This is a genomic window from Variovorax sp. Soil_C_33, from assembly GCF_057656935.1.
Map to the genome: position 1 here is coordinate 243,400 of NZ_JBDGJK010000008.1, position 21,999 is coordinate 265,398.

Here is a 21,999-nt window from a genome sequence, read left to right on the forward strand (position 1 = left end):
GCCGCAGCGCGTGTAGGGCGGGGCCCTCAGCCGCGAAACCCCAGCATCCTCATCGCCGGCCCGATCCCCTGCGCCGACTTCGCATAGTCCTTCCAGGGCTCGTTCCCCTTGTCCAGTCGCGTATGGATGTTGCGCACCGTCCATTGCGCCCCGCTCGTCAGGTGCTGCACCTCCGCCCACTCGACGGGCACCGACACGCCGAGCCCGGGCCGCGCGCGGGCGGACCAGGCGCAGACGGTGGTGGCGCCGAAGCCGTTGCGCAGGTAGTCGATGAAGATCTTGCCCACGCGGTTGCGCGGGCCGCTCTTGGCGACGAACATCTTGGGCAGCGTGCGGGCCAGGTGGCGCACGATGGCTTCCGAAAAATCCTTCACGGTGTCCCAGTCGTGGTGCTTGCGCAGCGGCACCACCACGTGCAGGCCCTTGCCGCCGCTGGTCTTGCAGAAGGACGCCAGGCCCAGCTCGTTGAGGAACACGCGCACGACCTCGGCACCCTGCTGCACCGCCGGCCAGCCGACGCCCTCGCCCGGGTCGAGGTCGAAGGTCATGCGGTCGGGCTTGCCGGTCGCGGTCTTCACGGCGTTCCAGGTGTGGAACTCGATGACGTTCATCTGCGCGGCCGACAGCAGGCCCTCGGGCGTCGCGACTTCGAGCATCTGCTCGTGCCCCGGCCAGATGGCGGGGTCGAGCTGCCGGATGCCCGGCATGCTGTCCTTGTCCAGGTGCTTCTGGAAGAACAGCTCGCCCGCGATGCCGGTGGGCGCACGCACGATCGACACGGGCCGGCCCTTGAGGTGCTCCATCATCAGCGGCGCGACGAGGCCGTAGAAGCGCACCAGCTCGATCTTGGTCACGCCGCTCTTCGGGTCGATCACGCGCTCGGGGTTGGTGACCTTGAGCGTCGGCGGCAGCGTGTGCGCGACGGGCTGCTGCTCTCCGACATCGGCGTCCGCCAGGTGCACGGGCTTCTCGCGCACGATGGCCCGGGCCGGCTTGTCGCCGCGCAGGGCCTCGAACACGCCGTGCCGGATGTGGCCACCGGCGGTCCACTCCGCGTAGGTGACCTCCGCCACCAGCGTGGGCTTGACCCAGTGGGCGTTGCGTTCGTCCTCGGTCTTGTTCTTGAAGGGGCGCTGGTCGATCTCGATCTTCTGCAGGCGCGCCAACATGTCCGCGAGCGAGCGGTCGTTGAAGCCGGTGCCGACCTTGCCGGCGTACACCAGATCGCCCTGGTCGTCGTGCACGCCGAGCAGCAGCGATCCGATGCCGATGCGCGAGCCTTTCGGGTCGGTGTAGCCGCCGATGACGAACTCCTGCCGCTGGCTGCACTTGAGCTTGATCCAGTCCGTCGAGCGGCGCGAGCTGTAGCTGCTCTCCTTGCGCTTGCCGATGATGCCTTCGAGCCCGAGCTTGCACGCCGAGGCGATGATGTCCTTCGGCGCCGCATCGAAGGCTTCGCTCAGCCGGATGCCGGCCGGCGCCTTGGCGAGCAGCCCGCGCAGGAACTCGCGCCGCTCGACCAGCGGCACGCGGCGCAGGTCGTGGCCGTCGTAGTACGGCACGTCGAACAAGAAGAACTCGATGCCTTGCGTCCTGGCGCTCTCGAAGGCGTTCTGCAGCGCCTGGAAGTCGGTCCGGCCGGATTCGGCGAGCACCACGATCTCGCCGTCGAGCCAGCCGGGCTTGAGCTTCATGCGCGCGAGCGCCTGCACCAGGTGCGGCAGGCGGCTGCTCCAGTCGTGGCCGTTGCGCGTGATGAGGCGCACGTCCCCGTCGGCATCGACGCGCGCCAGCATGCGGTAGCCGTCGAACTTGATCTCGTAGACCCATTCGCTCGGCCGGCCCGGCGGCGCATCGACCAGCGTGGCCAAGAGCGGCGACAGCTTCTGCGGCATCTCTGCCTTGACGGCGCCGGCGGGCATGCCGCGCGCGCCGGTGCGCTTCTTCGCCGGTGCGGGCGCTGGTGCGGCCGCTTCCGCCTCGGGCGTGGGCATCGGCAGGTCCGCCACGCTGTCCGGAAACTCGTCGACCACGCTGAACTCGGCCGAGGGGCGCTCGTAGGCATCGCGTTCCTTGATGAGCAGCCAGGCGTTCTGCTTCTCCTCCTTGCTCTTGATGCGCACCAGCACCCACTTGCCGCGCAGCTTGTAGCCGTGCAGCTCGAACTTGAGGTCGCCGTCGCGATAGCCCTTGTGCGGATCGCCGATCGGTGTCCAGGTGCCCTTGTCCCAGATGACGACCTTGCCGGCGCCGTACTGCTTGGGCGGGATGGTGCCTTCGAAGCTGTTGTACGAGATCGGGTGGTCCTCGACGTGCACGGCCATGCGCTTCACCTGGCGGTCGTAGCTCGGGCCCTTCGGCACGGCCCAGCTCTTCATCGCGCCGTCGAGCTCGAGCCGCACGTCGTAGTGCAGGCGCGTGGCCCAGTGCTTCTGCACGACGAACTGCCGCGCGTGCGTGCTCTCGCTGCCGCCTTCGGCCGGTTCCGGCGTGAGCGCGAAGTTGCGCTTGGCCTTGTACTTCTTGAGCGGGTCGGCGCGGGCCATCGCAGTCGCGGCCGGCTAGACCCGCGGTTGCAGCCGCCGGAATGCGCTGAAGTGGCGGATGGCCATCTGCTTCTGCCCGGCCTGGGCATAGAGCAGCGCGGCATTCTGGTGCGCGTCGGCAAGGTCGGGCTGCAGGCGCAGGCATTGCTCGTAGCTCGCGAGCGCGGCCGCCACGCGGCCCAGGTCTTCGAGCGCGACGGCGCGGTTGTAGTGCATCAGCGGGTCGTCGGGGCAATGCGCGATGCCCTCGTCGTAGAGCGCCACGGCCTCGCGGCAGCGGCCGGCTTCGCACAGCATGAAGCCGAGGTTCAGGTAGGCGTGGGCGTGGGCCGGGTCCTGTTCGAGGATGAGGCGGTAGGTGTCTTCGGCGGCGGTGGGGTCGGAGGCCTCCAGCTCTTCCGCCGTCTCGAACAGGTCTTCGAGGTCATCGGACTCGGGTGTCGCCGGCTCCGGGGCGCGCTGGGAGATGAAGCTCACCGAGCCGGTGGCCGGCGCGACGCTGAAGTCCATCACGAGCTGGCCCGTGTCGGGCTCCCATAGTGCGTCCTCTTCGCGCACCGTGATGCGGTCGCCGGCGGCGGTGATGCGCAGCCCGTTCACGGGGACTTCGGGCGGCAGCGTGTCCTTGAGCCGCCGCAGCGAGCGCAGGATCTGCCGCGTGGGAATGCGCGCCACGCGCAGGTCGTGCGCCGAGCGCAGCAGCACCACGTCGCGAAACGAAAAGCGCAAGGCGCGCCCGGGTCCGCGCGAGGGGTCGACGAAGCCGAGTTCGATCAGCTTCGAGATGGCATGCCGCGTCAGGCCCAGCATCTGCCGGACGCCGCGCAAGGTGTAGGGGTGCGTGCTTTCGAGCGGGGCGCCGTTCGTCACTTCTTCATGCGCGCGCGCACCGGCGGCGCGGCCTCGGCCACCTTTGCCGCCCGGGGAGCACGCTTTGCGCCCTTGCTTTCGACTGCGGGTGCGGGCTGCTTCGCGCCGGGTTTGACGGCGCGGCCGAGGCTCGCGCGCAGCATGTCGGTGAGATCGATGACCTGGGCGCCGGCGGCGGCATCTTCCGGATGCTCGACCGCCACCACTTCCTGGCCGGCGATCTTGGCGTCGATCGCGGCCAGGATGCGCTTCTTCTCTTCGTCCTCGAAGAGCGTGGGGTCGTAGTCGTCGGCGGAGATCTGCTCGATGAGCTGCAGCGCCAGCTTGAGCTCGGCGGCCGACGGCGGCGGGAGCTGCTCGATCTCCAGGTCTTTCATCGACCGGACCTCGTCGGCGAAGAGCAGCTGCTGGAGCACCAGGCCGTCGTCGTTGGCGCGCACCTGCACCACGTACTGCTTGGACTTCCAGGCCCAGCGTGCCAGCGCGCAGCGACCGCTCTCCTGCATGGCGGCCTTCAGCAGGTTGTAGGGCTTGCCGCCGCGCTTGTCGGGCGCAAGGAAGTAGGCCTTGTCGTAGTAGAGCGGGTCCACCGCCTGCTCGGGGATGAAGGACACGATGTCGATCACGTGGCTGCCGCCCTCCTCCAGCGCCTTGAGCTCCTCGGGCTTGAAGATGACGTAGCGGTCCTTCTCGAACTCGTAGCCCTTGACCATCTCGGTGCGCGGCACGACCGTCTGGTCCTTCTCAGAGATGTATTGCTGCTTCACGCGCGAGCCGTCCTTCGACAGCAGGTTGAAGCGGACGGTCGCGGAGCTCTCCGTCGCCGAATACAGCTTGACGGGGATCGACACCAGGCCGAAGCCGAGCGACAGCGACGCTATGGAACGAGCAGCCATGGGTTTGCCTCCAGGCGAACGAAGGAAGGGCAGCATGCCATTTTTTGGCTGCCAGGAGAATAGGCGCACTTCCCCTCACCCAAACCCCGCCATGTCCGAACCCCGCCCCGACCTCGCCAAGACCACCTTCGGCGTCCTGACCCTGGTGCTGCTCATCGGCTCTTCGCTCTGGATCCTGCGCCCCTTCCTGGGCGCGACGATCTGGGCCGCGATGGTGGTGGTGGCGACCTGGCCGGCCTTCCTGTGGATCCAGGCGCGGCTGTGGCGGCGCCGCAGCCTGGCGGTGCTCGCGATGGTGCTGATCCTGCTGCTGCTGTTCGTGCTGCCGCTGACCCTGGCGATCTCGACCATCGCCGCCAACGCCGAAGAAGTGGTCGCATGGATCAGGCTGCTGATCAGCCGGGGCCCGCCACAGCTGCCGGGCTGGGTGGATCGCCTGCCCATCGTCGGGCCGCGGCTGACCATCGCCTGGAACGATCTCGTGTCCTCCGGCGTGGCGGGGCTGGAGGCAAAGGTGACGCCCTATATGCGGCAAGTCACCGGATGGCTGTTCGCGCAGGCCGGCGTGCTCGGTGCGCTGACCTTGCAGTTCCTGCTCACGGTCGTCATCGCCGCGATGATGTATGCGGGCGGCGAATCGGCGGCGGCGGTGGTCCGGCGCTTCGGCCACAAGCTCGGCGGCCAGCGCGGAGAAGATGCCGTGGTGCTGGCCGGCAAGGCGATCCGCGGCGTGGCGCTGGGGGTGGGCGTGACGGCCTTCGTCCAGGCGGTGGCGGGCGGCATCGGCCTGGCGATCGCCGGCGTGCCTTTCGCGGCCCTGCTCACCGCCGTGATGTTCATGCTGTGCATCGTGCAGGTCGGGCCGACGCTGGTGCTGGCGCCGGCGGTGATCTGGGTCTTCTGGAGCGGCTCGACCGGCTGGGGCATCTTCCTCCTGGTGTGGACGGTGATCGTCGGCACCATGGACAACTTTCTGCGCCCGGTGCTGATCCGGCGCGGCGCCGACCTGCCGCTGGTGCTGATCTTCGCGGGCGTCATCGGCGGGCTGCTCGGCTTCGGGCTGGTGGGTATCTTCGTGGGCCCCGTGATGCTGGCGGTGTCATACACGCTGATCGACAACTGGCTCCGGGACGCCGAGGCGGTAGAGGCTCAGACGTAGCGCGTGATCCAGTTCGGCCGCTCCCGCTTCCAGGCCGGACGATGGAGCACGAGACCGGGACGAGGCGTGATTGAAATCCGCGCGCGGCCGGGGCCCAATAGCGGCCTTCGCAATTCCAGCAACGCAGCTGCAGAAGGCAAACCTCATGGCAACCCTGAACGCACTCATGCTCCCCCTCACCGTGCTCGCCGCTGTCGGCTCGGCCGTCATCGCCGGCCTGCTCTTCGCCTTCTCGACCTCGGTGATGAAGGCACTGTCGCAGCTGCCGCCCGAACAGGGGATGGCCGCGATGCAGAATATCAACGTGACGATCCAGAATCCGGTGTTTCTCGGAGTGTTCGCCGGCACCGCGCTGCTGTGCGCGGTGCTGGTGCTGCGGGCGCTGCTGCATGCGAACGATGCGGCCACCTGGTGGCTGCTGATCGGCGCAGCGGCCTATCTGGTCGGGACCTTCGGGGTGACGATGGTCTTCAACGTGCCGATGAACAACACGCTGGCGCGGGCCGAGGCGTCTGCCGCGGTTGCCGCGGTGCAGTGGCCGGCTTATGTTGGGCCCTGGGTTCGGTGGAACCACCTGCGCACGGCGATGGGGGTGCTGGCTGCGCTCTCGTTCACGGTGGCGGCAGTGCAATCGGCGCGGGCGGGAGCGTCGGGCGCCTGAGCTCGGACAGGAAGCGTCGTCGCGTCAGGCGAGGGGCGCACGGGCGTTGCCTCCCGGCTTGGCGGCCATGGCTTGCAGTTCGGGAACAAGAGTCAGGAGCCGGCGAGTGAGCCAATACAGATGGGACGCATCGATCGGGTCCGGCAACCTGAGCGTGCTGATCAAGCGTTGCGGACGATCGCCCAGGGCAAGAACGATCAACGGCTCCAGGACACCTGCCAGCTCGGCTCGTAGCCGCTCATCCACGAGATCGTGCTCGTCCAGACTGCGCCAGATCGCCAGCACGGCGCGCTCGCACAACTCGGCATCCGATGGCGGCGCGATTGCTTCGGCGTAGCTCAATGAACTCGCGGGCACCGGCGGCGTGCCGCGCTTGTCTCTTCGTACGAGGCTTGTTGGTGAAGGCATGGATCGCTCCTTCTCGGCACCCAAGATACGCCGCGCCGAGGCAGATGACAATCCCCGGCACCAGCGGCACGACACCCATCTGCTCCGAGCCCGGTTATGAGGCTTGGTTATGAGGCTTGCTTGCGCTTGACGGAACCTGGGGCGTTCTGATCCCCGACCGGTTTGACCGCGTCCGCCTGGTCGGCGGCGGTGCCGCCCGTGGATTCGGTCGCATCGGCATACTCGCTGTCGCTATCGGCTTCCGCAGGAACAACGGTTGCAGGGCTCTCGGGAAGAACCTTCGGTTTGTCAGGGGACCGTGGACGGGATGGTGTCTGCTGCGTGGCCATGACGTGTCTCCTTCGGTTGAAAAGACAACGTACACGCCGTCTCCCGGCCCTGCATGTAGGAGCGCGCCGCAGCGCAGTGCTAGCCGAGCGCACTCATTGAAGCGCGCCGAGGGCGGGAACTTCCAGCGCTCAGGCCGCGGCCACTTCGACCGAGGCGGCCTGTACCGGAATGTGGGCGCGCTCTTCCTTGATGCGATTGGCGTCGTCCACGAACACCAGCTTCGGCCGGTAGCCAGCCACCTGGTCCTCGGGCACCAGGCCGAAGGCGGCAATGATGATCAGGTCGCCCACCGAGGCCCGGCGCGCGGCCGAGCCGTTGACCGAGATGACGCCGCTGCCGCGCTCGCCGCGGATCGCATAGGTCACGAAGCGCTCGCCGTTGTTGATGTTCCAGATGTGGACCTGCTCGTTCTCCGCCAGATTGGCGGCGTCGAGCAGGTCTTCGTCGATGGCGCAGGAGCCCTCGTAGTGCAGTTCGCAATCGGTGACGGCAACGCGATGGATCTTTGACTTGAGCAGAGTTCGAAACATGGTCGGTAGGGCTGTGTGTACGAAACTGGGTTGGCGATCGACGGCAAAGATAACCATAACCGAGTTCTAACGAACGCCCCTGTGCATTTCACGAGCTCAACCTGGCCTCCTACAGCCACCACCGCGAACCGGACGTGAAATACCTCCGATGAGGGAGGACGCGCACCTCGCCCCTGTTCGAGCCAATGGTGGGCGCCGAATCTTGCCTAGAAGTCCGCAAACGTGGTGGTGCGGTAGCCAGTGAGCCGGCCGCCTTGATTCTCCTCCGAAGGGTGTGCCTTGCCCGTCGAAAACATGAAGGTTGCCGCCGCGAGCGCGACGAATGCAACCAGCAGCCAGAGGCCGAACATGTAGACAAGCCAGAGTGGGCCGAGGGCAACCAGTAGAAGCAATAGCGCTCTGAACATGCATTCAGTTTGCGCCCATTGGATCAACGCGCAGCGTGATGGAATCTACGAAATCACTGCAAAAGAGGACGGCCGCGTTCCCTGTCCCCCTCATAGGCATGATGCCGCGTGATGCGCCCGGAGGTCGCGCGCGAACGGGGCAAAGTAGATGGCTGGGGACGTCGCCTCATCAGTGGCGGTGCATCATCCTTGTCCGGCTGGCCGAATTCTGCTTGTAGCTTCAGATTGCCAGTTTCTTCATCATGAAGGCGAGGTAGTAGCCTTTGGTGTGGTCGTCGATGCGACCGAACTCCTTGTAGCCGTGCCTGGCGTAGAAGGCGCGTGCCTGCCATTCGAAGGTATCAAGCTTCACGCTGTGCGCGCCCAAGCTCTTCGCCTTGGCCTCGGCTCGCTCCAGCAGCTTGCTGCCGAGCCCGCTGCCTCGAGCCGCCTCGTCAACCCAAAGCACGTCAATGTGCAGCCAGTAAAGAAAGACGTATCCGCGCATCCCTCCGACCAGCCGGCCTTCTTCGTCCTTGACGTTCAGCCAGACGGGCTGCGATTCGGGGTACTGCCCGACGAATCCATAGTTGAAGTGGCGCAGGCGACGACCGAGCTCACCCGATCTCACTTCCTCTTGCGTCGCTTCGACAATGGTGAGGGCTGTCATGGGGGCATGCTTAAGGAGTTGCCGAGGTGGCGCATTCTGCTCCGGCCCGCGGCGAACCTTGCCAGCGAAGGCTTTGGTCGGCATCATCGCGAGCGCTAAAGAAGGAGCCCGCTGATGAAAACGTGGATTCGCCATGCCGCCGCTCTCGCCACCTTCGTGACCGCGGCCGCCGCCGCGCAGGCAGCGGGCATCGTGGGCAACACGCTGCCGCCGGGCTTTCCCTCGATCGAAGACACCTCGCTCGCCCGCCCCCTCATTGGCTTCGGCGCCGCCGGGCCGGTGACGCGAACACCGGTGATCTTCATTCACGGCAACAACGACACACCGTTCGCCACCGCCTGCAGTCCCTACGGACGCGTTCAGGCGATGGCGCAATACCTCGCCGACAACGGCTATTCCACCAGCGAGCTCTGGGGCGTGGGCTACCAGGGCGACCAGTGCGACCTGGCCGCGGACCAGACGCGCCGTTCGAGCATCGCCCACACCAATGCGGCCAACGTGCCCGACCTGCGCCGCTTCGTGCGCGCGGTGATGGACTTCACGGGCGCCAAGCGGGTGGACATCGTCGGGCACAGCCTGGGAGTGACGCTCGCGCGCGAATGGATGCGGCAGGACGAGGTGCGGCACATGGTGCGCCGCTTCGTCGCGATCGACGGGCCCAACCACGGCATCATCAACTGCTCGCCCGACCCTGCCAATTACTTTCAGGCTCCGGCGGCGGGCGGCTTCACGCCTGCGAGCGACGTGTGCCAGGAACTGGGCTCGCCCGACACGCCCTTCCTGCGCCTGCTCAACGGCCGCAACGGGCGCAACGAGAACGACGGGCCCACGCGCGTGCTGGTGATCCGCAATGGCGATGCCAGCTTCGTCTACTTCCCGGTGCAGGACGGCCTGATCGCGCCGGTGCCCGCCGTGGATTCCTTCGGCAAGCCGACGGACTTCTCCAGGAGCGCCAGCCTGCGCGGCGCGCGCGAGATCGTGCTCACCGGGCAGGGCGCCTACGATCCCATCCTGCGCACCGGGCATCTCGGCATCCTGAACTCGCCGCAGACCTGGCAGGCCACCTTCGAGTTCCTGAACGACGACCGCTCCAGCGGCAAGGACGACTGAGCCAGCCCGTCATCGGGCCGGCCTGCTTTGCCGGGAAGGTTGGCGAGAAGGGTTAGGCTGGAGGCCTGATGACATCCTCCACGGAAAACGCCGATGCCGGCTCTGTCTGGACCCGGTTCTGGTCGCCGACCTCTGCTTTGGAGCCGACTCCGGCCCACGCAAGCGCGCCTGAGCGCGCCGCGATCAGGAGCCGGAACTACGTCTGGCTGAAAACGTACATGGACATCTACATCCTGCGCTGGGGTGCGCTGTGGGCGGCTTGCCTGGTTCTCACGCTCCTTGCCACGGACGATGCGGTGCCAGGGCTGCTGTTTGCGATTGCGCTGGCCTCGACCATGGCGTCCTTCTTTGGCCTGGTTTCCATGATCCTGATCTATCGCCGGGCGGTCAGGGCCGTGAAAGACCGGACCGCATAGCAGGCGCCGTCAAGAAGTTTGCTGCTCGAGCAACTGCTTCAAGGCCAGGAGGTCCTGACGTACATGCGCGACGTCGGCGTCAAAGCTCTCTGGCTGGCGCCAGCCGATCGAAGCACGACAAAGGTCAACACGCTCCCATCTCCACAGGGTGTCACCCGGAGCGCATTGTGGACACTGACGCCATCCGGGAGCGTGACGTCATGGTCGAGCACGCCAAACGAATTGGCGGGCGCCATCGTCACCTTGACCTGGCCCATCGGCGAGTCGGCGAACCATCCCCCATCACGTTGCTCGATGCCCTTGGCCAGGCCGGACGCCCAGAGCGGCAGATTCTCCATCTGCCGGGCGAAGGCGTAGACGACATCCGCGGAGACGTCGACCGTCTGGCTGACGACCATCGCTTCGAGCAATGCCACGTTGTGCCTCTCTTTCTTGCTGTCGGCGCATGCTGCCACATCTCGGCCTTTTTGGAACGATCTGGAAGCGCCGCACAAGCGGGCATCATTGGCGCTTTTTGCCAGGAAGCAGCATCAGTCATGAGCCATCTGATCGTCTACGGCGGCCGTCCGTTGTCCGGTACCGTCTCGCCGTCGGCAAACAAGAACGCAGTCCTGCCGGTGCTGTGTGCCACGCTGCTCACCGATGAACCGGTGGTGCTTCATGGCGTCCCCGACATCACCGACGTGAGCAAGCTGCTCGCGTTCTTCCGCGAGCTCGGCTCGACGGTCGAGATGCGCGCAGGCGGCACGCTGAAGCTGCATCATGGCCCACTGCTGGATGCCAGCCGGGCCCGCGTGCCGGCAGGCATGCGCTCTTCGATCATGCTGGTGCCGGCGATGCTTCATCGCTTCGGCATCGCCAGGATCGAGGACGACGTCACCGGTTGCACGCTGGGCGTGCGGGAGGTGGATCCGCACATCGAGGTGTTCCGCGCCTTCGGGGCAGAGGTGGCGATGGAACCTGGGGCCGTGACGATCAGGGCACCCCGCCGCTTCGTCGCCACGGACCATTGGCTGGACTACGCCTCGGTGACCACGAGCGAGAACTTCGTGCTCTGCGCCGTGACGGCGCAAGGCCGCTCGCGGCTCACGAATGCCGCGTGCGAGCCGCACGTGCAGGAGTTCTGCGCATTCCTGGGCTTGATGGGAGCCCGCATCGCCGGCACCGGCGGCTCTCAGCTGCAGGTGGAAGGCTTGGATTCGCTCGGCGGCGCCGAGTACACCTTCGCCGACGATTTCCACGAGGTGGCCACCTTCCTGGCGTTGAGCGCAATCACCGGGGGCGACGTGGCGGTGCGCAATGGCGCGTCGGCGCAGTTCCCGCTTCTCGACCGGACCTTCGCCAAATTCGGCGTTGAGCTCGAACACCGCGACGGCTTCAGCCGGGCGCATGTCCGCAAGCCACTCCAGATGCGCGCACCGTTCACGACCAACATCCTTCAGAAAGTGGAGGCGGCACCCTGGCCCTACGTGCCAGCCGACCTGCTGCCGATCTTCGTTGCGCTGGGCGTGCGCGCCGAAGGGTCGGTGATGTTCTGGAACAAGGTGTATGAAGGCGCGCTCGGCTGGAGTTCGGAGCTCGGGAAGTTCGGCGCCCACGCAGTGCTGTGCGATCCGCACCGGCTCATCGTCTATGGCGGGAAGTCACTCATGCCCGCGACCGTGGAGAGCCCCTACATCATCCGGGTCGCGATCGCCCTCTTCATGTTGGCCGCAAGCATCGAGGGCCGCTCGACCATCCTGAATGCATTGCCGATACGGCGTGCCCACCCTCACTTCGTCGAGAACCTCAACGCGCTTGGCGCGACGGTGGAGTGGGTGGCGGGCGACTAGGCGCCGGCAAAGCCCCTTTTTGGGGGTTGAACGTTGGGTGGCCGTCTGCGCCACGGCGGCCCTTGGATCGATGGCGGCATCTATTCCGGCATCGGCCGACCAGAACGAGCGCTCCCGCGGCGCGGGCAAGCAGACGCCGACGGTCCTGGCGACGCCACCTTTCTTCGTGGAGATCAATCAGGTCGGCTCGTGCACGCTCGTCAACCTGGGCACCGTCCCACTGGAAGTGACTCTCACCTACCACATGGAGGCCACGCAGCCGGACGGCAGCCCCGTGCCGGACCGCGTGACCACCTTCACGATCGAGCCGACCACGGACCGCGCCAGGCAGTTTCCTTCCGCTCCCAGCAACTTCGTCGCGCCGGTGCCGGCCTACTGCAAGTTCGAATCGACAGACACCAGGCTGCTCAGGGGTGGCGGGTATGCCGCCACGGACACCATCCTCGGAAACGCTGTCCGGGCTGTGGCAGCAGAGTGAACTGGACCGCTGGCGCGGTCTGGATCGGACCTTCGATTCAACCGCCCGGGCGGCCGGGTCAGGATCACAACCAGTTGACCGGGCTGCAAGCCTTGACCCGATCGGACGCAGGGTCCTCCGCTGAGCAAGCGCTGAAGCACGCAGCGCTTTTTTCGCCGGCATCCGGCCCGGACGCCGGCTTCGCGTCGCAGCGGGACTTGCAAGCAAGCTGCGTCCGCAGGAATGCGTTCACGTCGGATTGCCCACGGTCGGCCGCCGCCAGAAGCGGCTCTCCGTCCAGGTGCTGCATCCGGGGCACGAGGTAACTTCGGAGGCGGCGCACGTCTTGTTCGTATCCTTCCTGCACCTCCCGGTAGCGCTCCTGCAGCGCCCTGGGCGCCGGCAGAGAGGCGAGCGTTTGAGCATCCCTGGCTCGGCCAGTCAGCACGGTGATGCAGTACGCCGATCGGATCTCGGTGCTGGAAGGAGGCTGGCGCTGTGCCTGCGCACTGCAGGCGAGCAGCAAGAGGACGAGGGCGGACAGGGCTCTGAGCATTCCCAAGTCTAGCGACGGCGCAGTGTCCACGCTCAGCGTGGTCATAGTCCGGGGCCTTGGGCACGCGGCCCGCACCATCGCTTGCGCCGGCCTTCACGTTTCTTGTATTTCCAGGAGGCGCCGCCGATTATTCAAAGCTATATCAAAGGAGGCACGCATGGACTCAAAAGATATGGCACGACGGCAGTTGATGCGGCAAGGCGCTGCGTCGCTCGCCGGTCTGGCGCTGCTGCACTCCCACTTGCTTGCCCAGGCCTTCCCGGCCCGGCCGGGCGAGGAGGTCATTCCCTGGCTGGATCAGCCGCCCCCGAACCCGAGTGGCGGGGTTGTCGAGAATCTGCCCCAGTGGGAAGAGCTGAGTTCCTTCTTGACGCCCAACGACAAGTTCTTTCGTGTGGCGCACTACAACAAGCCGGTCATCGACGAGAAGGCGTGGGCCCTCGAGATCACCGGGCTCGTCAAGCAGCCCAAAACCTTGACGCTCCCCGCGCTCAAGGCCCGACCTCGGAAAGAGGTCGTCTTCACACTCGAATGCTCCGGGAATCATGGGTTCCCGTGGTTCATCAGCGGGATTGGCACCGCCAAATGGGCGGGGACGCCGCTCGCACCACTGCTCAAGGAAGCCGGGGTGCTGAATCGGGGGATGGAGGTCGTCTTCGTCGGGAGCGACGCAGGTGAAGAGGAAGTCCGCCAGGCCAAGATGCCGCAGCACTTTGCCCGCAGCATGTCGCTGGTCGATGCGATGAACCCGAACAACCTGCTCTGCTATGAGATGAACGGCGCAGCGCTTCCGCAGCCGCACGGGTTCCCCGTGCGGCTTATCGCTCCGGGCTGGTATGGCATTGCGAACGTCAAATGGCTGAAGCGCATCGAGATATGGGACACCCGCTTCATGGGCCGCTTCATGGCGCGTGACTACGTGACGATCCGCGAAGAGCAGCGCAATCAGGAAACCGTCTGGACGGAAACGTCCGTGGGTAGGGCGCTGCTCAAGTCCGTTCCGGCCAAGGTCACCAGCAGCAGCGGCAAATACCGCATCGTCGGTGCGGCATGGGGGCCATCCGTGGCGCGCGTGGAGGTGCAGATCGACGCGGGACCCTGGGTCGCAGCAACGATCGACCGGCGGGAGCAAGCCGATTTCGCGTGGAAGCTCTGGTCCCTGGAGTGGGCCAATGCGACGCCAGGAGAACACGCCATCACTTCACGTGCTGTCGATACCCAAGGGAATGTCCAACCAGCGATGGAGGATCCCCGCATCGCCAAAAAACGCACCTACTGGGAAAGCAACGGGCAAGTCACGCGGCGGATCCGCCTCGCCTGATCGTCGTTCACACAGGAGACTCCCATGCGCAACAGGTTTGCCGTTTCTGCTGTATTGCTTGCGCTTTTGACAGCTTGCGCCACCAGCGTCTCACCGCCAGACAAGTCATCCAGTCCGCTCGCCGACCGAGGTGCCGGCGCGTGGCGCACCTGGGTACTGAGCTCCGGCCAGGAACTCCGACTGCAGCCTCCGCCGAACGCTGCCGCAACCGCCGCCGAGCTGGAGCAGCTGCGGACGTTTGCAGCGCAGCGGGACTCCGCGGCCCAGGAGCGCATTCGGTACTGGGACTTCTGGTCGCCGTCCCATCGATGGAACGAAATGCTGATCGACATCTCGGGGGCCAATCCCATGCCGGGCGGCGCCGTGCAGCGGGCGTTTGCAATGATGAACATCGCGATCAATGACGCGATGATCGCGGCCTGGGACACCAAGTACACATACAAGCGTCAACGTCCTGGCGAGATCGACAGACTGCTTCCGGCTTCCGTACCGATGCCCCGCAATCCTTCATATCCGTGTGAGCACTCCGTGGCCGCAGGTGCCGCTGCCGCAGTTCTTGCGCATGTCTATCCGAAAGAAGCGCAGCGTGTCGCCAGCGCGGCAGAGGAGGCCGCTCGCTCACGCGTCATGGCGGGGGTGGCTTTCCCTAGCGATACCAAGGCGGGATTGGAGCTGGGGCGTGCCGTCGCCGCGCGCGTCATCGAGCGAATGAAGCTCGATGGTGGCAAATGGGCCGGCAACGTACCAGCGGGTCCGGGTCTGTGGAAGGGAACCAATCCCGTAGGTGTCGACGAAGTGGGTTGGAAGCTCTTCGTTCTCAACTCTCCGAGCCAGTTTCGCCCTGGGCCGCCGCCAGCGCACGACTCGCCTCAACGCGCCTCCGAACTTGCTGAAGTCAAGGACTTCAAGCGCACGCCGTTCACGAACAGCAAGGTCAGCTATTGGCAGTTCGGACAGTTGGGGCAGCCGGGCGTCGCGTTTCGATTGAGCGAAGAGGTGGGACGCCGATTGGCGGAGGATGGAACGCACGCCAGTGCGCCACGTGCCGCGCGTGCGTACACGCTGGTGCACGTCGCGCACTACGAGGGCTGGATTGCCTCGCAGGACGCCAAGTTTCATTACTGGACGGCGCGTCCGAATCAGTTCGACGCGGCGATAACCACAGTGATTCCCACCCCGCCGTTCCCGACCTATCCGTCCAATGCGGCTACGCTCGTCAAGGCACCCGCTGTCGTTCTGACCTACTTGTTTCCCCGCGAGCGCGCGCGGTACGACGGCTGGGTACAGGAATTCGGCGAATCGCGCCTGTGGGCGGGGATCCATTTCCGCAGCGACATCACGTCCGGCTGGGAGATTGGACGACAGGTAGGCGAAGCGGTCGTTGCGCGTGCAAAGTCCGATGGCAGCTAGTTGCCGCATCCTGCCCCGTCGGGTTGCAGCCCACAACACACAGGAGACGCGCATGGTCACGAATCCGCAGGCCGGCACCAACGTGCAGGAAATCGCCTCGGGCATATTCCGCATCAACACGCCGGTGCCGCTGCCCGATGGCAACCTGTTCAGCTTCAACCAATACCTGGTGGTCGACGACCAGCCGCTGTTGTTCCACTCCGGCCTGCGCCAGCTTTTTCCACTGGTGAGCGAAGCCATCGCCAGCGTGATGCCGGTCGAGCGTCTGCGCTACATCGGGCTGTCCCATGTGGAGGCGGACGAGTGCGGTGCGCTGAACCTGTTTCTGGCCGCAGCGCCGCAGGCCGTGCCCCTGTGCGGCAGCATCGCGGCCATGGTCTCGATGGGTGACATGGCCGATCGCCCGCCGCGCGCGCTCGCCGATGGCGAAGAACTCGCGCTCGGCATCCACACGATGCGCTGGTTCGACACGCCTCATCTTCCGCACGGCTGGGAGTGTGGGCTGATGATGGACGCGCACACGCGCACCTTCTTCTGCGGCGACCTCTTCACGCAGCCGGGCAACAGTGAGCGGGCGCTGGTCGATACCGACATCCTTGGGCCCAGCGAGGCATTTCGACGCCAGATGGACTATTACGCGCATGCACCGCAGACGGCCGCATTGCTGGCCGGGCTCGCGCAGCGGGAGCCCCGCACGCTCGCATGCATGCACGGCAGCGCGTGGCAGGGAGATGGCGCATCGCTCTTGCGCAATCTTTCAGAGGCACTCTCGGCCCCGCATTGAGTTCCGCTCCACCGATGCGGGGCGAGCCGTCACGGCCCCCCGGACTTCAGCTCGCGCAATTGATCCTCTGCACGGTCGAGCTCCAGCCGAAGTTCCCTGATTTCCAGCTCGAGCCGCTCAATTCGCGCTGCGCGGCTCTGCTCCGGGGCGAGTGCCTTGCAACGAGTTTGCAGTGCAACCAACGCCTCCGCGAGTTGCCGCCGGCGCAGCATTTGGCCTTTGGAGCGAGCGAGATCGATGTCCCGCTCCAGAGCGGCTTCCTCGGCTTTGCAAGCGGTGTTGTCTGCCTGGTCCGTGGGCTGTGCGATCGAGGGCACCGAGAGAGCCAGCGCGACGGCCAGGAAGCAAGGTTTCACGCGCATACCGGTGCCCCGAAGGAGGAAGAAGAAGCCGAGTTTGCCAGCAACTTCTCGCACTCGGCCGCGCCCGAGTGCGCGGACGCTCAGGGCAGCAGCTCGAACTTGAGCTCGGACAGCGGCATCACCTTCTCTTCGCGCGTCATCTTGTATTCGGTGTTCGGCCCGAGCCACTTGGCCCAGATCTTGTCGATCTCGCCGGCCTTGTCCAGCGCCACCAGGGCCGCGTTGACCTTGGCCAGCAGCACCGGCTCGTCCTTCTTCATGCCGACGCCGATCGGCTGCAGCACCATCGGCTCCTTGATCATCTTGAGTTCGACCCCCGAGGTCTTCGACTGGTTGACGAGCTTGGTGATGGTCATGGTGTTGGCGACCATGCCCTGCGACTTGTTCTGCTGCACGGCCATGAAGGCCGAGCCCGTGTCCTGGAAGGTCACCGGCTCGGAGCCGTTCATCTTGATCGACAGCTCCGAGGTCGAGCCCTTGGTCGAGCTCAGGCGCTTGCCCTTGAAGTCGGCCTTGGTGGTGCCGGGGTCGGAGGCTTTCACGGCCAGCATCTCCTTGGCCACGTAGTACGGATCGCTGAACTGGATCTGCTCGCCGCGGCTCTTGGTGTAGGCCAGGTTGGCCACGGTGACGTCGACGCGGCCGAGCTTGACCTCGGGCACGCGCGCCTCGACCGACAGCGGCGTGACCTTGGCCGTGAGCCCGAGCTGCTTGGCCAGCGCGTGGCAGAGGTCGACGTCGAAACCCACCATCTCGCGTGTCTTGGGATCGGGCGCGGCGAAGGGCGGCACATCGGCGAAGGTGCCGCACTTGAGTTCCTTGCGCTGGTTGATGTCGTCCCATTGGTCGGCATGGGCCAGGACGGACAGGGAGCCAAGGCAGCAAGCGATGGCGGCGAGACGGAAGACGGTCTTCTTCGACATGATGAACTCCTGGTGAGGGCTGGGATGGGAAATGCCTAGTGCGCGCGCAGGTCCGAGAGGAAGCGCTGCGCGCGCGGATGCTGGGGACTGCTGAAGAAAGCCTCGGGCTCGGCCTTCTCGAGGATCCGGCCGGCGTCCATGAACCAGACGCGATCCGCGACCTCGCGCGCGAAGTTCATCTCGTGCGTGACGCACATCATGGTCATGCCGTCGCCGGCCAGGCCGCGCATCACCGCGAGCACCTCGCCCACCATTTCGGGGTCGAGCGCGCTGGTCGGTTCGTCGAACAGCATGGCCGGCGGCTCCATGGCGAGGGCGCGCGCGATCGCCACCCGCTGCTGCTGACCGCCCGACAGCTGCGCGGGATAGGCGCCGGCCTTGTTCGACAGGCCGACACGCTCGAGCAACTGCATGGCCTTGGTGCGCGCGGCGGCACGCTTGACGCCGAGCACGCGCATCGGCGACAGCATGATGTTCTCCAGCACCGAGAGGTGCGGAAACAGATTGAAGCTCTGGAACACGAAGCCGATACGGCTGCGCAGCTTGTTGAGCGCCGCGCTGCTCATCGGCGCGTGGATGTCGTGGCCGTCGAAGAGCAGCTGGCCCGACTTGATCTCCTCCAGGCGGTTGACGGTGCGGATCAGCGTCGACTTGCCGGAGCCCGAGGGGCCGCAGACCACGACCACCTCGCCCTTCTTGACTTCGGCGTTGACGTCGGCCAGCGCCTGGTAGTCGCCATACCACTTGTTGATGTTGGAGAACAGGATCATGGGCGCGTCCTCGGCGGTCGCAGGGGTGGGCATGGTTTCCGTCTCCTTCGTGGTGTCGCCGGCCGTCGTGTGCGGCCTGGTCAGGGGTTGGCCGCCACCGGCGGCGGCAGCGAGGCGCCCTCAGGCGACAGCGGGGCCTGCGTGACGCCGAGCCGCTTGTGCGCGATGCGCCGCTCCAGCCATAGCGCCAGCTGCGTCAGGCTGAAGCAGACGACGTAGTAGGTCATCGCCAGGATGAAGAACACCTGGAAGGGCTTGGTCAGCAGCTGGTTGTTGATCTGGTTCGCAGCAAACGTGAGCTCCTGCACGTTGATCACGTAGCCGAGCGTCGTTTCCTTGATCGTCGAGATGAACTGGCTCAGCATGCTCGGCAGCATGTTGTAGAGCGCCTGCGGCAGGATCACGTACCACATCGTTCCGAGATGGCTGTGGCCGAGCGCGCGCGCCGCTTCTGTCTGACCCTTCGGCAGGGCCTGGATGCCGGCACGCACCACCTCCGACAGGTACGCGCCCTCGTAGATCACCAGCGTGCACAGCATGGTGGTGAAGCCCGAGACCTCGCGCCCGATCAGGAGCGGCACCAGGAAGTAGACCCACAGGATCACCATCAGGAGCGGCACGCCGCGCACCACGTAGACCAGCACCGTGGCCGGCCAGCGCAAGAGCCGCCAGGGCGATAGCCGCGCCAGCGCCAGCAGCACCGAGAGCGGGAAGGCCAGCACGATGCCGAGCACCGAGAGGATCAGCGTGGCGACGATGCCGCCCAGCGGGCCGCTCGGGTACTGGCCGACCAGCAGCAGCAGCCAGTTGTCGCGCAGGATCTCGAAGACGCTGAACATCGCTCACCTCGCTCCGACGATGCGATAGCGCTTCGACAGCCAGGCGCCGGCCGCCATGATGAAGAGCGAGAACAGCAGGTAGAGCACCGTCGCCACGCTGTAGGCCTCGAAGGCGCGGAAGCTCTGGCTTTCCACTTCCTTGACCGCGTGGGTCAGCTCGGCCACGCCGATGGCCATCGCGAGGCTGCTGTTCTTGAACAGGGACACGCTGTGGTTGACCAGTGCGGGAATCGCATTGCGGATCGCCTGCGGCAGCATGACGTGGCGCATCGACCCGACGTAGCCGTGGCCCAGGGCGCGCGCGGCCTCGGCCTGCCCGCTCGGAACGGAGCGCAGGCCGGAGCGCATGTCTTCGCTGAAATAGGCGGCCTGGCACAGCCCGAGCGCGACGATCGAGAGGATCATCTCCGCGTTGTGCGCGGACAGCCAGCCCTGCAATACATCGGGCAAGAGGCTGAAGATGCCGAAGTACCAGAACATCAGCTGCACCAGCGTCGGGACGTTGCGGTGATAGGAGACGTAGGCCGCGACCACGCGCTCGGCGATGCGGCTCGGCGTGAGCCGCACGACCAGCAGCACGATGGCCATCGCCATGGCCAGCAGCCAGGAGCCGGCCGCGATCTTCAGCGTCATCTCGACGCCGTGCAGCAGCATCGCGCCGAACTCCGGCTTCAGCAGGACGGCCAGCAGGTCGAAGTCCTTCATTGCCGTTCCTTGTTTGCAGCGCCGCTCAGGCCTGCGGCGCTTCCGGGCGCGTGGTGGAGAGGCCGCCGGGCACCTGCAGCGTCGGCGTGATTTCCATGTGGCCCACGTTCACCGCGATCGGCGCCGCGATCGCGAAGGCGATGGCGTTCGCGATGTCCTCGGCCTGCGGCAGCTCGAAGCCTTCGACGAAGCGCTTGCGCGTTTCTTCCGAGTCGCCGTGCACGTGCGCGAAGATGTCGGTGGCCACCCGCCCCGGGCAGATCTCGGTGACCCGCACGCGCTTGCCGAAGACGTCGATGCGCAACTGGCGCGACAGCATGCTCACCGCCGCCTTGGTCGCGTGGTAGGTGCTGTTGCCGCCGAAGTTGTAGGCGGCGGCGATCGAGCTGATGTTGACCACGTGGCCGCGGTCGCGTGCCGCCATGCCGGGCACCACCAGCCGGCACAGGTGCAGCACGGCGCGCAGGTTCACGTCGACCAGCAGGTCGATGCCTTCGGCATCCGCCTTGAGGATCGAGCCCGGCCGGTCGACGCCGGCGTTGTTGACCAGCACGTCGAACGGGACCTCCTGCGTCAGGCGGGTGATGCCTTCGAGGTCGCTCACGTCGATGGCGTGCGGGATGCAGCCCGTGCGCGCGGCCAGTTCGGCCAGCTTGCCGGCGCTGCGCGCGAGCGCGTGGACCTGGAGGCCCTCCTTGCAGAGGCGCTCGACGACCGCGGCGCCGATGCCCGAGGAGGCTCCCGTCACCAGCGCGGTCTTGTAGTCGGAAAACGGCATCTTTGCGTCCTTCGTTAGGAGAAATTCACTGTATCGAGCACCCGGCTGCAGCGCCAAGACGGAATGGCTGTGTAGAGATAAGCCGTCCTTATGTCGCCAGCTGCCGGGAGATCGGCACCACGCGCCCTGCCGCCTCGACCACGCCGCGCACGGCACGCGCCAGCGCCACCGCGCCGGGCGTGTCGCCGTGCAGCAGGATCGAGCGCACCTGCATCGGGATCTTCTTGCCGGCGTAGCTGGTGACCGTGCCCTCGTCGAGGAGCTGGCGAACGCGCGCCAGCACGGCGTCGGTGTCGTGGATGACCGCATCCGGCAGCTTTCGCGGCACCAGCAGGCCGGCGTCGTCGCAGGCGCGGTCGGCCAGGAAGGTGGTGGCGACGCGCAGGCCGCAGCGCTCGGCCGCGTCCTCGATGGCTCTGCTGGCGGAAGAACTGATGATGAGCCCGGGGTCGAAGTCGGCCACCGCGCGCACCAGCGGCCCCGCCAGCGCCGCATCGGCGGCGGCCATGTTGCCGAGTGCCCCGTGGAAGCTCATGTGCGTCATGCGATGGCCGGCGGCGCGCGCCATGCCCGCCAGCGCGCCGAGCTGGTAGACGACGTAGCTGGCGAGCTCCGCGGTGTCGATCTGCATCGGGCGGCGCCCGAAGCCGAGCAGGTCGGGGAATCCCACATGGGCGCCGACGTCGACGCCCCGCGCGTGGGCCATGCGCACCGTGCGGTCCATGATGACCGGGTCGCCGGCGTGGAAGCCGCAGGCCACGTTGGCGGAGGAGACGATCTCCAGCAGCGCCTCGTCCTCGCCCATGCGCCAGGGGCCGAAGCCCTCGCCCAGGTCGGCGTTCAGGTCGATGTCCATCGTGCTGTTCCTTTCATTCGAGGCCTTGCAACTCGACCAGCGCCGTGCCGTAGCCCACGGCTTGGCCGGCGACGACGCGCATGGCCGCCACGACGCCGGCCAGCGGCGCGTGCACCGGCAGCAGCAGCGGGCCGATCTGCAGCAGCCCCAGGAGCTGCCCCGCCGGCACGCGCTCGCCGATGCGCACCAGGGGGGCGGCATGCAGCGGATGGCTGTGCAGGAACAGGCCCACGCTCGAGGCTGCGGCGACGGCCGGCGCCGCCGCGGTGCCGTCGTCGCCCGCATCGAGTTGCACGATCTCGCCCACCGACGCGCCGTTGCGGCCCAGCCGCAACGTCCCTTCGGGCGTGCGCAGTTCCAGCAGGCCGATGTCGGTGGCTGCCAGCCATGTGGCCAGTTGCTGCAGTTGCTCAGGTGTTCGCAT

The 21,999-nt window shown here is 66.5% G+C and carries 26 protein-coding genes; 9 read left to right on the forward strand and 17 right to left on the reverse strand.

Translation table 11 applies throughout. The features are described from left to right. Positions 1–26 precede the first annotated feature (26 nt). The 3 genes from ligD to ku are packed head-to-tail and all read right to left on the reverse strand — an operon-like array spanning position 27 to position 4,312. Positions 27–2,546, reverse strand: a complete 2,520-nt coding sequence (gene ligD / locus AC3A6B_RS15015) for a DNA ligase D (RefSeq protein ID WP_487837485.1) — start codon at positions 2,544–2,546, stop codon at positions 27–29. 15 nt (positions 2,547–2,561) lie between these two features. After that, positions 2,562–3,416, reverse strand: a complete 855-nt coding sequence (locus tag AC3A6B_RS15020) for a tetratricopeptide repeat protein (RefSeq protein WP_487837486.1) — start codon at positions 3,414–3,416, stop codon at positions 2,562–2,564. Then, positions 3,413–4,312, reverse strand: coding sequence for a non-homologous end joining protein Ku (gene ku / locus AC3A6B_RS15025; RefSeq protein ID WP_487837487.1), 900 nt, complete (start codon positions 4,310–4,312; stop codon positions 3,413–3,415). Before ku ends, AC3A6B_RS15020 begins: the two co-directional genes overlap by 4 nt. A gap of 91 nt (positions 4,313–4,403) precedes the next feature. Between ku and ydiK the strand changes: the two genes are divergently transcribed. Both ydiK and AC3A6B_RS15035 read left to right on the forward strand, forming a co-directional pair. Then, on the forward strand, positions 4,404–5,471 hold the full coding sequence (gene ydiK / locus AC3A6B_RS15030) for an AI-2E family transporter YdiK (RefSeq protein WP_487837488.1): 1,068 nt from the start codon (positions 4,404–4,406) through the stop codon (positions 5,469–5,471). Positions 5,472–5,616: 145 nt separating this feature from the next. Continuing rightward, complete coding sequence (locus AC3A6B_RS15035; protein ID WP_487837489.1) at positions 5,617–6,132, forward strand: anthrone oxygenase family protein; 516 nt, start codon at positions 5,617–5,619, stop codon at positions 6,130–6,132. Between the two features lie 24 nt (positions 6,133–6,156). Here AC3A6B_RS15035 and AC3A6B_RS15040 read toward each other — a convergent pair whose 3' ends face one another. The 5 genes from AC3A6B_RS15040 to AC3A6B_RS15060 form a co-directional block, all read right to left on the reverse strand. Further along, entirely contained in the window at positions 6,157–6,540 is a 384-nt protein-coding gene (locus AC3A6B_RS15040; protein WP_487837490.1) for a hypothetical protein, read from the reverse strand. Between the two features lie 107 nt (positions 6,541–6,647). Continuing rightward, positions 6,648–6,869, reverse strand: coding sequence for a hypothetical protein (locus AC3A6B_RS15045; protein ID WP_487837491.1), 222 nt, complete (start codon positions 6,867–6,869; stop codon positions 6,648–6,650). 129 nt (positions 6,870–6,998) lie between these two features. Beyond that, on the reverse strand, positions 6,999–7,400 hold the full coding sequence (gene panD / locus AC3A6B_RS15050) for an aspartate 1-decarboxylase (protein ID WP_487837492.1): 402 nt from the start codon (positions 7,398–7,400) through the stop codon (positions 6,999–7,001). 206 nt (positions 7,401–7,606) lie between these two features. Beyond that, positions 7,607–7,750 carry a hypothetical protein gene (locus AC3A6B_RS15055; protein ID WP_487837493.1) on the reverse strand — a complete coding sequence of 48 codons (144 nt, stop codon included), beginning with the start codon at positions 7,748–7,750 and terminating at the stop codon, positions 7,607–7,609. A gap of 277 nt (positions 7,751–8,027) precedes the next feature. Further along, a complete protein-coding gene (locus AC3A6B_RS15060; protein ID WP_487837494.1) occupies positions 8,028–8,456 on the reverse strand; it encodes a GNAT family N-acetyltransferase in 429 nt (142 codons plus the stop codon). A 114-nt stretch (positions 8,457–8,570) separates the two neighbouring features. Between AC3A6B_RS15060 and AC3A6B_RS15065 the strand changes: the two genes are divergently transcribed. The 4 genes from AC3A6B_RS15065 (at position 8,571) to AC3A6B_RS15080 (ending at position 12,292) form a co-directional block, all read left to right on the forward strand. Further along, positions 8,571–9,566, forward strand: coding sequence for an alpha/beta hydrolase family protein (locus tag AC3A6B_RS15065; RefSeq protein WP_487837495.1), 996 nt, complete (start codon positions 8,571–8,573; stop codon positions 9,564–9,566). 68 nt (positions 9,567–9,634) lie between these two features. Next, positions 9,635–9,982 carry a hypothetical protein gene (locus AC3A6B_RS15070; protein ID WP_487837496.1) on the forward strand — a complete coding sequence of 116 codons (348 nt, stop codon included), beginning with the start codon at positions 9,635–9,637 and terminating at the stop codon, positions 9,980–9,982. A 536-nt stretch (positions 9,983–10,518) separates the two neighbouring features. Continuing rightward, on the forward strand, positions 10,519–11,814 hold the full coding sequence (locus AC3A6B_RS15075; RefSeq protein ID WP_487837520.1) for a UDP-N-acetylglucosamine 1-carboxyvinyltransferase: 1,296 nt from the start codon (positions 10,519–10,521) through the stop codon (positions 11,812–11,814). Between the two features lie 70 nt (positions 11,815–11,884). Next, positions 11,885–12,292: a hypothetical protein gene (locus tag AC3A6B_RS15080; protein ID WP_487837497.1), complete on the forward strand. Its 408-nt coding sequence runs from the start codon at positions 11,885–11,887 to the stop codon at positions 12,290–12,292. Positions 12,293–12,356: 64 nt separating this feature from the next. Here AC3A6B_RS15080 and AC3A6B_RS15085 read toward each other — a convergent pair whose 3' ends face one another. Next, the gene (locus AC3A6B_RS15085; protein WP_487837498.1) at positions 12,357–12,872 is read right to left on the reverse strand and encodes a hypothetical protein; all 516 of its coding nucleotides are present in this window, start codon (positions 12,870–12,872) and stop codon (positions 12,357–12,359) included. Positions 12,873–12,984: 112 nt separating this feature from the next. Here AC3A6B_RS15085 and AC3A6B_RS15090 point away from each other — a divergent pair, with 112 nt between their 5' ends. The 3 genes from AC3A6B_RS15090 to AC3A6B_RS15100 are packed head-to-tail and all read left to right on the forward strand — an operon-like array spanning position 12,985 to position 16,342. After that, complete coding sequence (locus tag AC3A6B_RS15090; RefSeq protein ID WP_487837499.1) at positions 12,985–14,148, forward strand: sulfite oxidase; 1,164 nt, start codon at positions 12,985–12,987, stop codon at positions 14,146–14,148. 24 nt (positions 14,149–14,172) lie between these two features. Then, on the forward strand, positions 14,173–15,558 hold the full coding sequence (locus AC3A6B_RS15095; protein WP_487837500.1) for a vanadium-dependent haloperoxidase: 1,386 nt from the start codon (positions 14,173–14,175) through the stop codon (positions 15,556–15,558). Positions 15,559–15,610: 52 nt separating this feature from the next. Next, positions 15,611–16,342 (forward strand): oxygen-binding di-iron domain-containing protein, encoded by a 732-nt coding sequence (locus tag AC3A6B_RS15100; RefSeq protein ID WP_487837501.1) that lies wholly within the window; start codon positions 15,611–15,613, stop codon positions 16,340–16,342. 29 nt (positions 16,343–16,371) lie between these two features. Here the strand turns inward: AC3A6B_RS15100 and AC3A6B_RS15105 are convergent, their stop codons facing one another. The 8 genes from AC3A6B_RS15105 to AC3A6B_RS15140 all read right to left on the reverse strand — a co-directional run bounded on the left by AC3A6B_RS15105 (position 16,372) and on the right by AC3A6B_RS15140 (position 21,999). Beyond that, positions 16,372–16,704, reverse strand: coding sequence for a DUF1090 family protein (locus AC3A6B_RS15105; RefSeq protein WP_487837502.1), 333 nt, complete (start codon positions 16,702–16,704; stop codon positions 16,372–16,374). Between the two features lie 80 nt (positions 16,705–16,784). Continuing rightward, complete coding sequence (locus AC3A6B_RS15110) at positions 16,785–17,627, reverse strand: ABC transporter substrate-binding protein (protein WP_487837503.1); 843 nt, start codon at positions 17,625–17,627, stop codon at positions 16,785–16,787. A gap of 35 nt (positions 17,628–17,662) precedes the next feature. Further along, positions 17,663–18,397 carry an amino acid ABC transporter ATP-binding protein gene (locus AC3A6B_RS15115; protein WP_487837521.1) on the reverse strand — a complete coding sequence of 245 codons (735 nt, stop codon included), beginning with the start codon at positions 18,395–18,397 and terminating at the stop codon, positions 17,663–17,665. 80 nt (positions 18,398–18,477) lie between these two features. Next, entirely contained in the window at positions 18,478–19,236 is a 759-nt protein-coding gene (locus AC3A6B_RS15120) for an amino acid ABC transporter permease (RefSeq protein WP_487837504.1), read from the reverse strand. Between the two features lie 3 nt (positions 19,237–19,239). Beyond that, complete coding sequence (locus AC3A6B_RS15125; protein WP_487837505.1) at positions 19,240–19,941, reverse strand: amino acid ABC transporter permease; 702 nt, start codon at positions 19,939–19,941, stop codon at positions 19,240–19,242. Between the two features lie 25 nt (positions 19,942–19,966). After that, a complete protein-coding gene (locus tag AC3A6B_RS15130) occupies positions 19,967–20,719 on the reverse strand; it encodes an SDR family oxidoreductase (RefSeq protein ID WP_487837506.1) in 753 nt (250 codons plus the stop codon). Between the two features lie 88 nt (positions 20,720–20,807). Then, positions 20,808–21,575 (reverse strand): LamB/YcsF family protein, encoded by a 768-nt coding sequence (locus AC3A6B_RS15135; RefSeq protein ID WP_487837507.1) that lies wholly within the window; start codon positions 21,573–21,575, stop codon positions 20,808–20,810. 13 nt (positions 21,576–21,588) lie between these two features. Further along, a complete protein-coding gene (locus AC3A6B_RS15140; protein WP_487837508.1) occupies positions 21,589–21,999 on the reverse strand; it encodes an acetyl-CoA carboxylase biotin carboxyl carrier protein in 411 nt (136 codons plus the stop codon).

What these genes read in the sequence shown, in the direction of transcription:
- ligD (WP_487837485.1), bottom strand. Translation starts at nt 2,546, where the DNA reads ATGGCCCGCGCCGACCCGCTCAAGAAGTACAAGGCCAAGCGCAACTTC.
- ku (WP_487837487.1), bottom strand. Translation starts at nt 4,312, where the DNA reads ATGGCTGCTCGTTCCATAGCGTCGCTGTCGCTCGGCTTCGGCCTGGTG.
- ydiK (WP_487837488.1), top strand. Translation starts at nt 4,404, where the DNA reads ATGTCCGAACCCCGCCCCGACCTCGCCAAGACCACCTTCGGCGTCCTG.
- AC3A6B_RS15035 (WP_487837489.1), top strand. Translation starts at nt 5,617, where the DNA reads ATGGCAACCCTGAACGCACTCATGCTCCCCCTCACCGTGCTCGCCGCT.
- AC3A6B_RS15040 (WP_487837490.1), bottom strand. Translation starts at nt 6,540, where the DNA reads ATGCCTTCACCAACAAGCCTCGTACGAAGAGACAAGCGCGGCACGCCG.
- AC3A6B_RS15045 (WP_487837491.1), bottom strand. Translation starts at nt 6,869, where the DNA reads ATGGCCACGCAGCAGACACCATCCCGTCCACGGTCCCCTGACAAACCG.
- panD (WP_487837492.1), bottom strand. Translation starts at nt 7,400, where the DNA reads ATGTTTCGAACTCTGCTCAAGTCAAAGATCCATCGCGTTGCCGTCACC.
- AC3A6B_RS15055 (WP_487837493.1), bottom strand. Translation starts at nt 7,750, where the DNA reads ATGTTCGGCCTCTGGCTGCTGGTTGCATTCGTCGCGCTCGCGGCGGCA.
- AC3A6B_RS15060 (WP_487837494.1), bottom strand. Translation starts at nt 8,456, where the DNA reads ATGACAGCCCTCACCATTGTCGAAGCGACGCAAGAGGAAGTGAGATCG.
- AC3A6B_RS15065 (WP_487837495.1), top strand. Translation starts at nt 8,571, where the DNA reads ATGAAAACGTGGATTCGCCATGCCGCCGCTCTCGCCACCTTCGTGACC.
- AC3A6B_RS15070 (WP_487837496.1), top strand. Translation starts at nt 9,635, where the DNA reads ATGACATCCTCCACGGAAAACGCCGATGCCGGCTCTGTCTGGACCCGG.
- AC3A6B_RS15075 (WP_487837520.1), top strand. Translation starts at nt 10,519, where the DNA reads ATGAGCCATCTGATCGTCTACGGCGGCCGTCCGTTGTCCGGTACCGTC.
- AC3A6B_RS15080 (WP_487837497.1), top strand. Translation starts at nt 11,885, where the DNA reads ATGGCGGCATCTATTCCGGCATCGGCCGACCAGAACGAGCGCTCCCGC.
- AC3A6B_RS15085 (WP_487837498.1), bottom strand. Translation starts at nt 12,872, where the DNA reads ATGACCACGCTGAGCGTGGACACTGCGCCGTCGCTAGACTTGGGAATG.
- AC3A6B_RS15090 (WP_487837499.1), top strand. Translation starts at nt 12,985, where the DNA reads ATGGACTCAAAAGATATGGCACGACGGCAGTTGATGCGGCAAGGCGCT.
- AC3A6B_RS15095 (WP_487837500.1), top strand. Translation starts at nt 14,173, where the DNA reads ATGCGCAACAGGTTTGCCGTTTCTGCTGTATTGCTTGCGCTTTTGACA.
- AC3A6B_RS15100 (WP_487837501.1), top strand. Translation starts at nt 15,611, where the DNA reads ATGGTCACGAATCCGCAGGCCGGCACCAACGTGCAGGAAATCGCCTCG.
- AC3A6B_RS15105 (WP_487837502.1), bottom strand. Translation starts at nt 16,704, where the DNA reads ATGCGCGTGAAACCTTGCTTCCTGGCCGTCGCGCTGGCTCTCTCGGTG.
- AC3A6B_RS15110 (WP_487837503.1), bottom strand. Translation starts at nt 17,627, where the DNA reads ATGTCGAAGAAGACCGTCTTCCGTCTCGCCGCCATCGCTTGCTGCCTT.
- AC3A6B_RS15115 (WP_487837521.1), bottom strand. Translation starts at nt 18,397, where the DNA reads ATGATCCTGTTCTCCAACATCAACAAGTGGTATGGCGACTACCAGGCG.
- AC3A6B_RS15120 (WP_487837504.1), bottom strand. Translation starts at nt 19,236, where the DNA reads ATGTTCAGCGTCTTCGAGATCCTGCGCGACAACTGGCTGCTGCTGCTG.
- AC3A6B_RS15125 (WP_487837505.1), bottom strand. Translation starts at nt 19,941, where the DNA reads ATGAAGGACTTCGACCTGCTGGCCGTCCTGCTGAAGCCGGAGTTCGGC.
- AC3A6B_RS15130 (WP_487837506.1), bottom strand. Translation starts at nt 20,719, where the DNA reads ATGCCGTTTTCCGACTACAAGACCGCGCTGGTGACGGGAGCCTCCTCG.
- AC3A6B_RS15135 (WP_487837507.1), bottom strand. Translation starts at nt 21,575, where the DNA reads ATGGACATCGACCTGAACGCCGACCTGGGCGAGGGCTTCGGCCCCTGG.
- AC3A6B_RS15140 (WP_487837508.1), bottom strand. Translation starts at nt 21,999, where the DNA reads ATGCGAACACCTGAGCAACTGCAGCAACTGGCCACATGGCTGGCAGCC.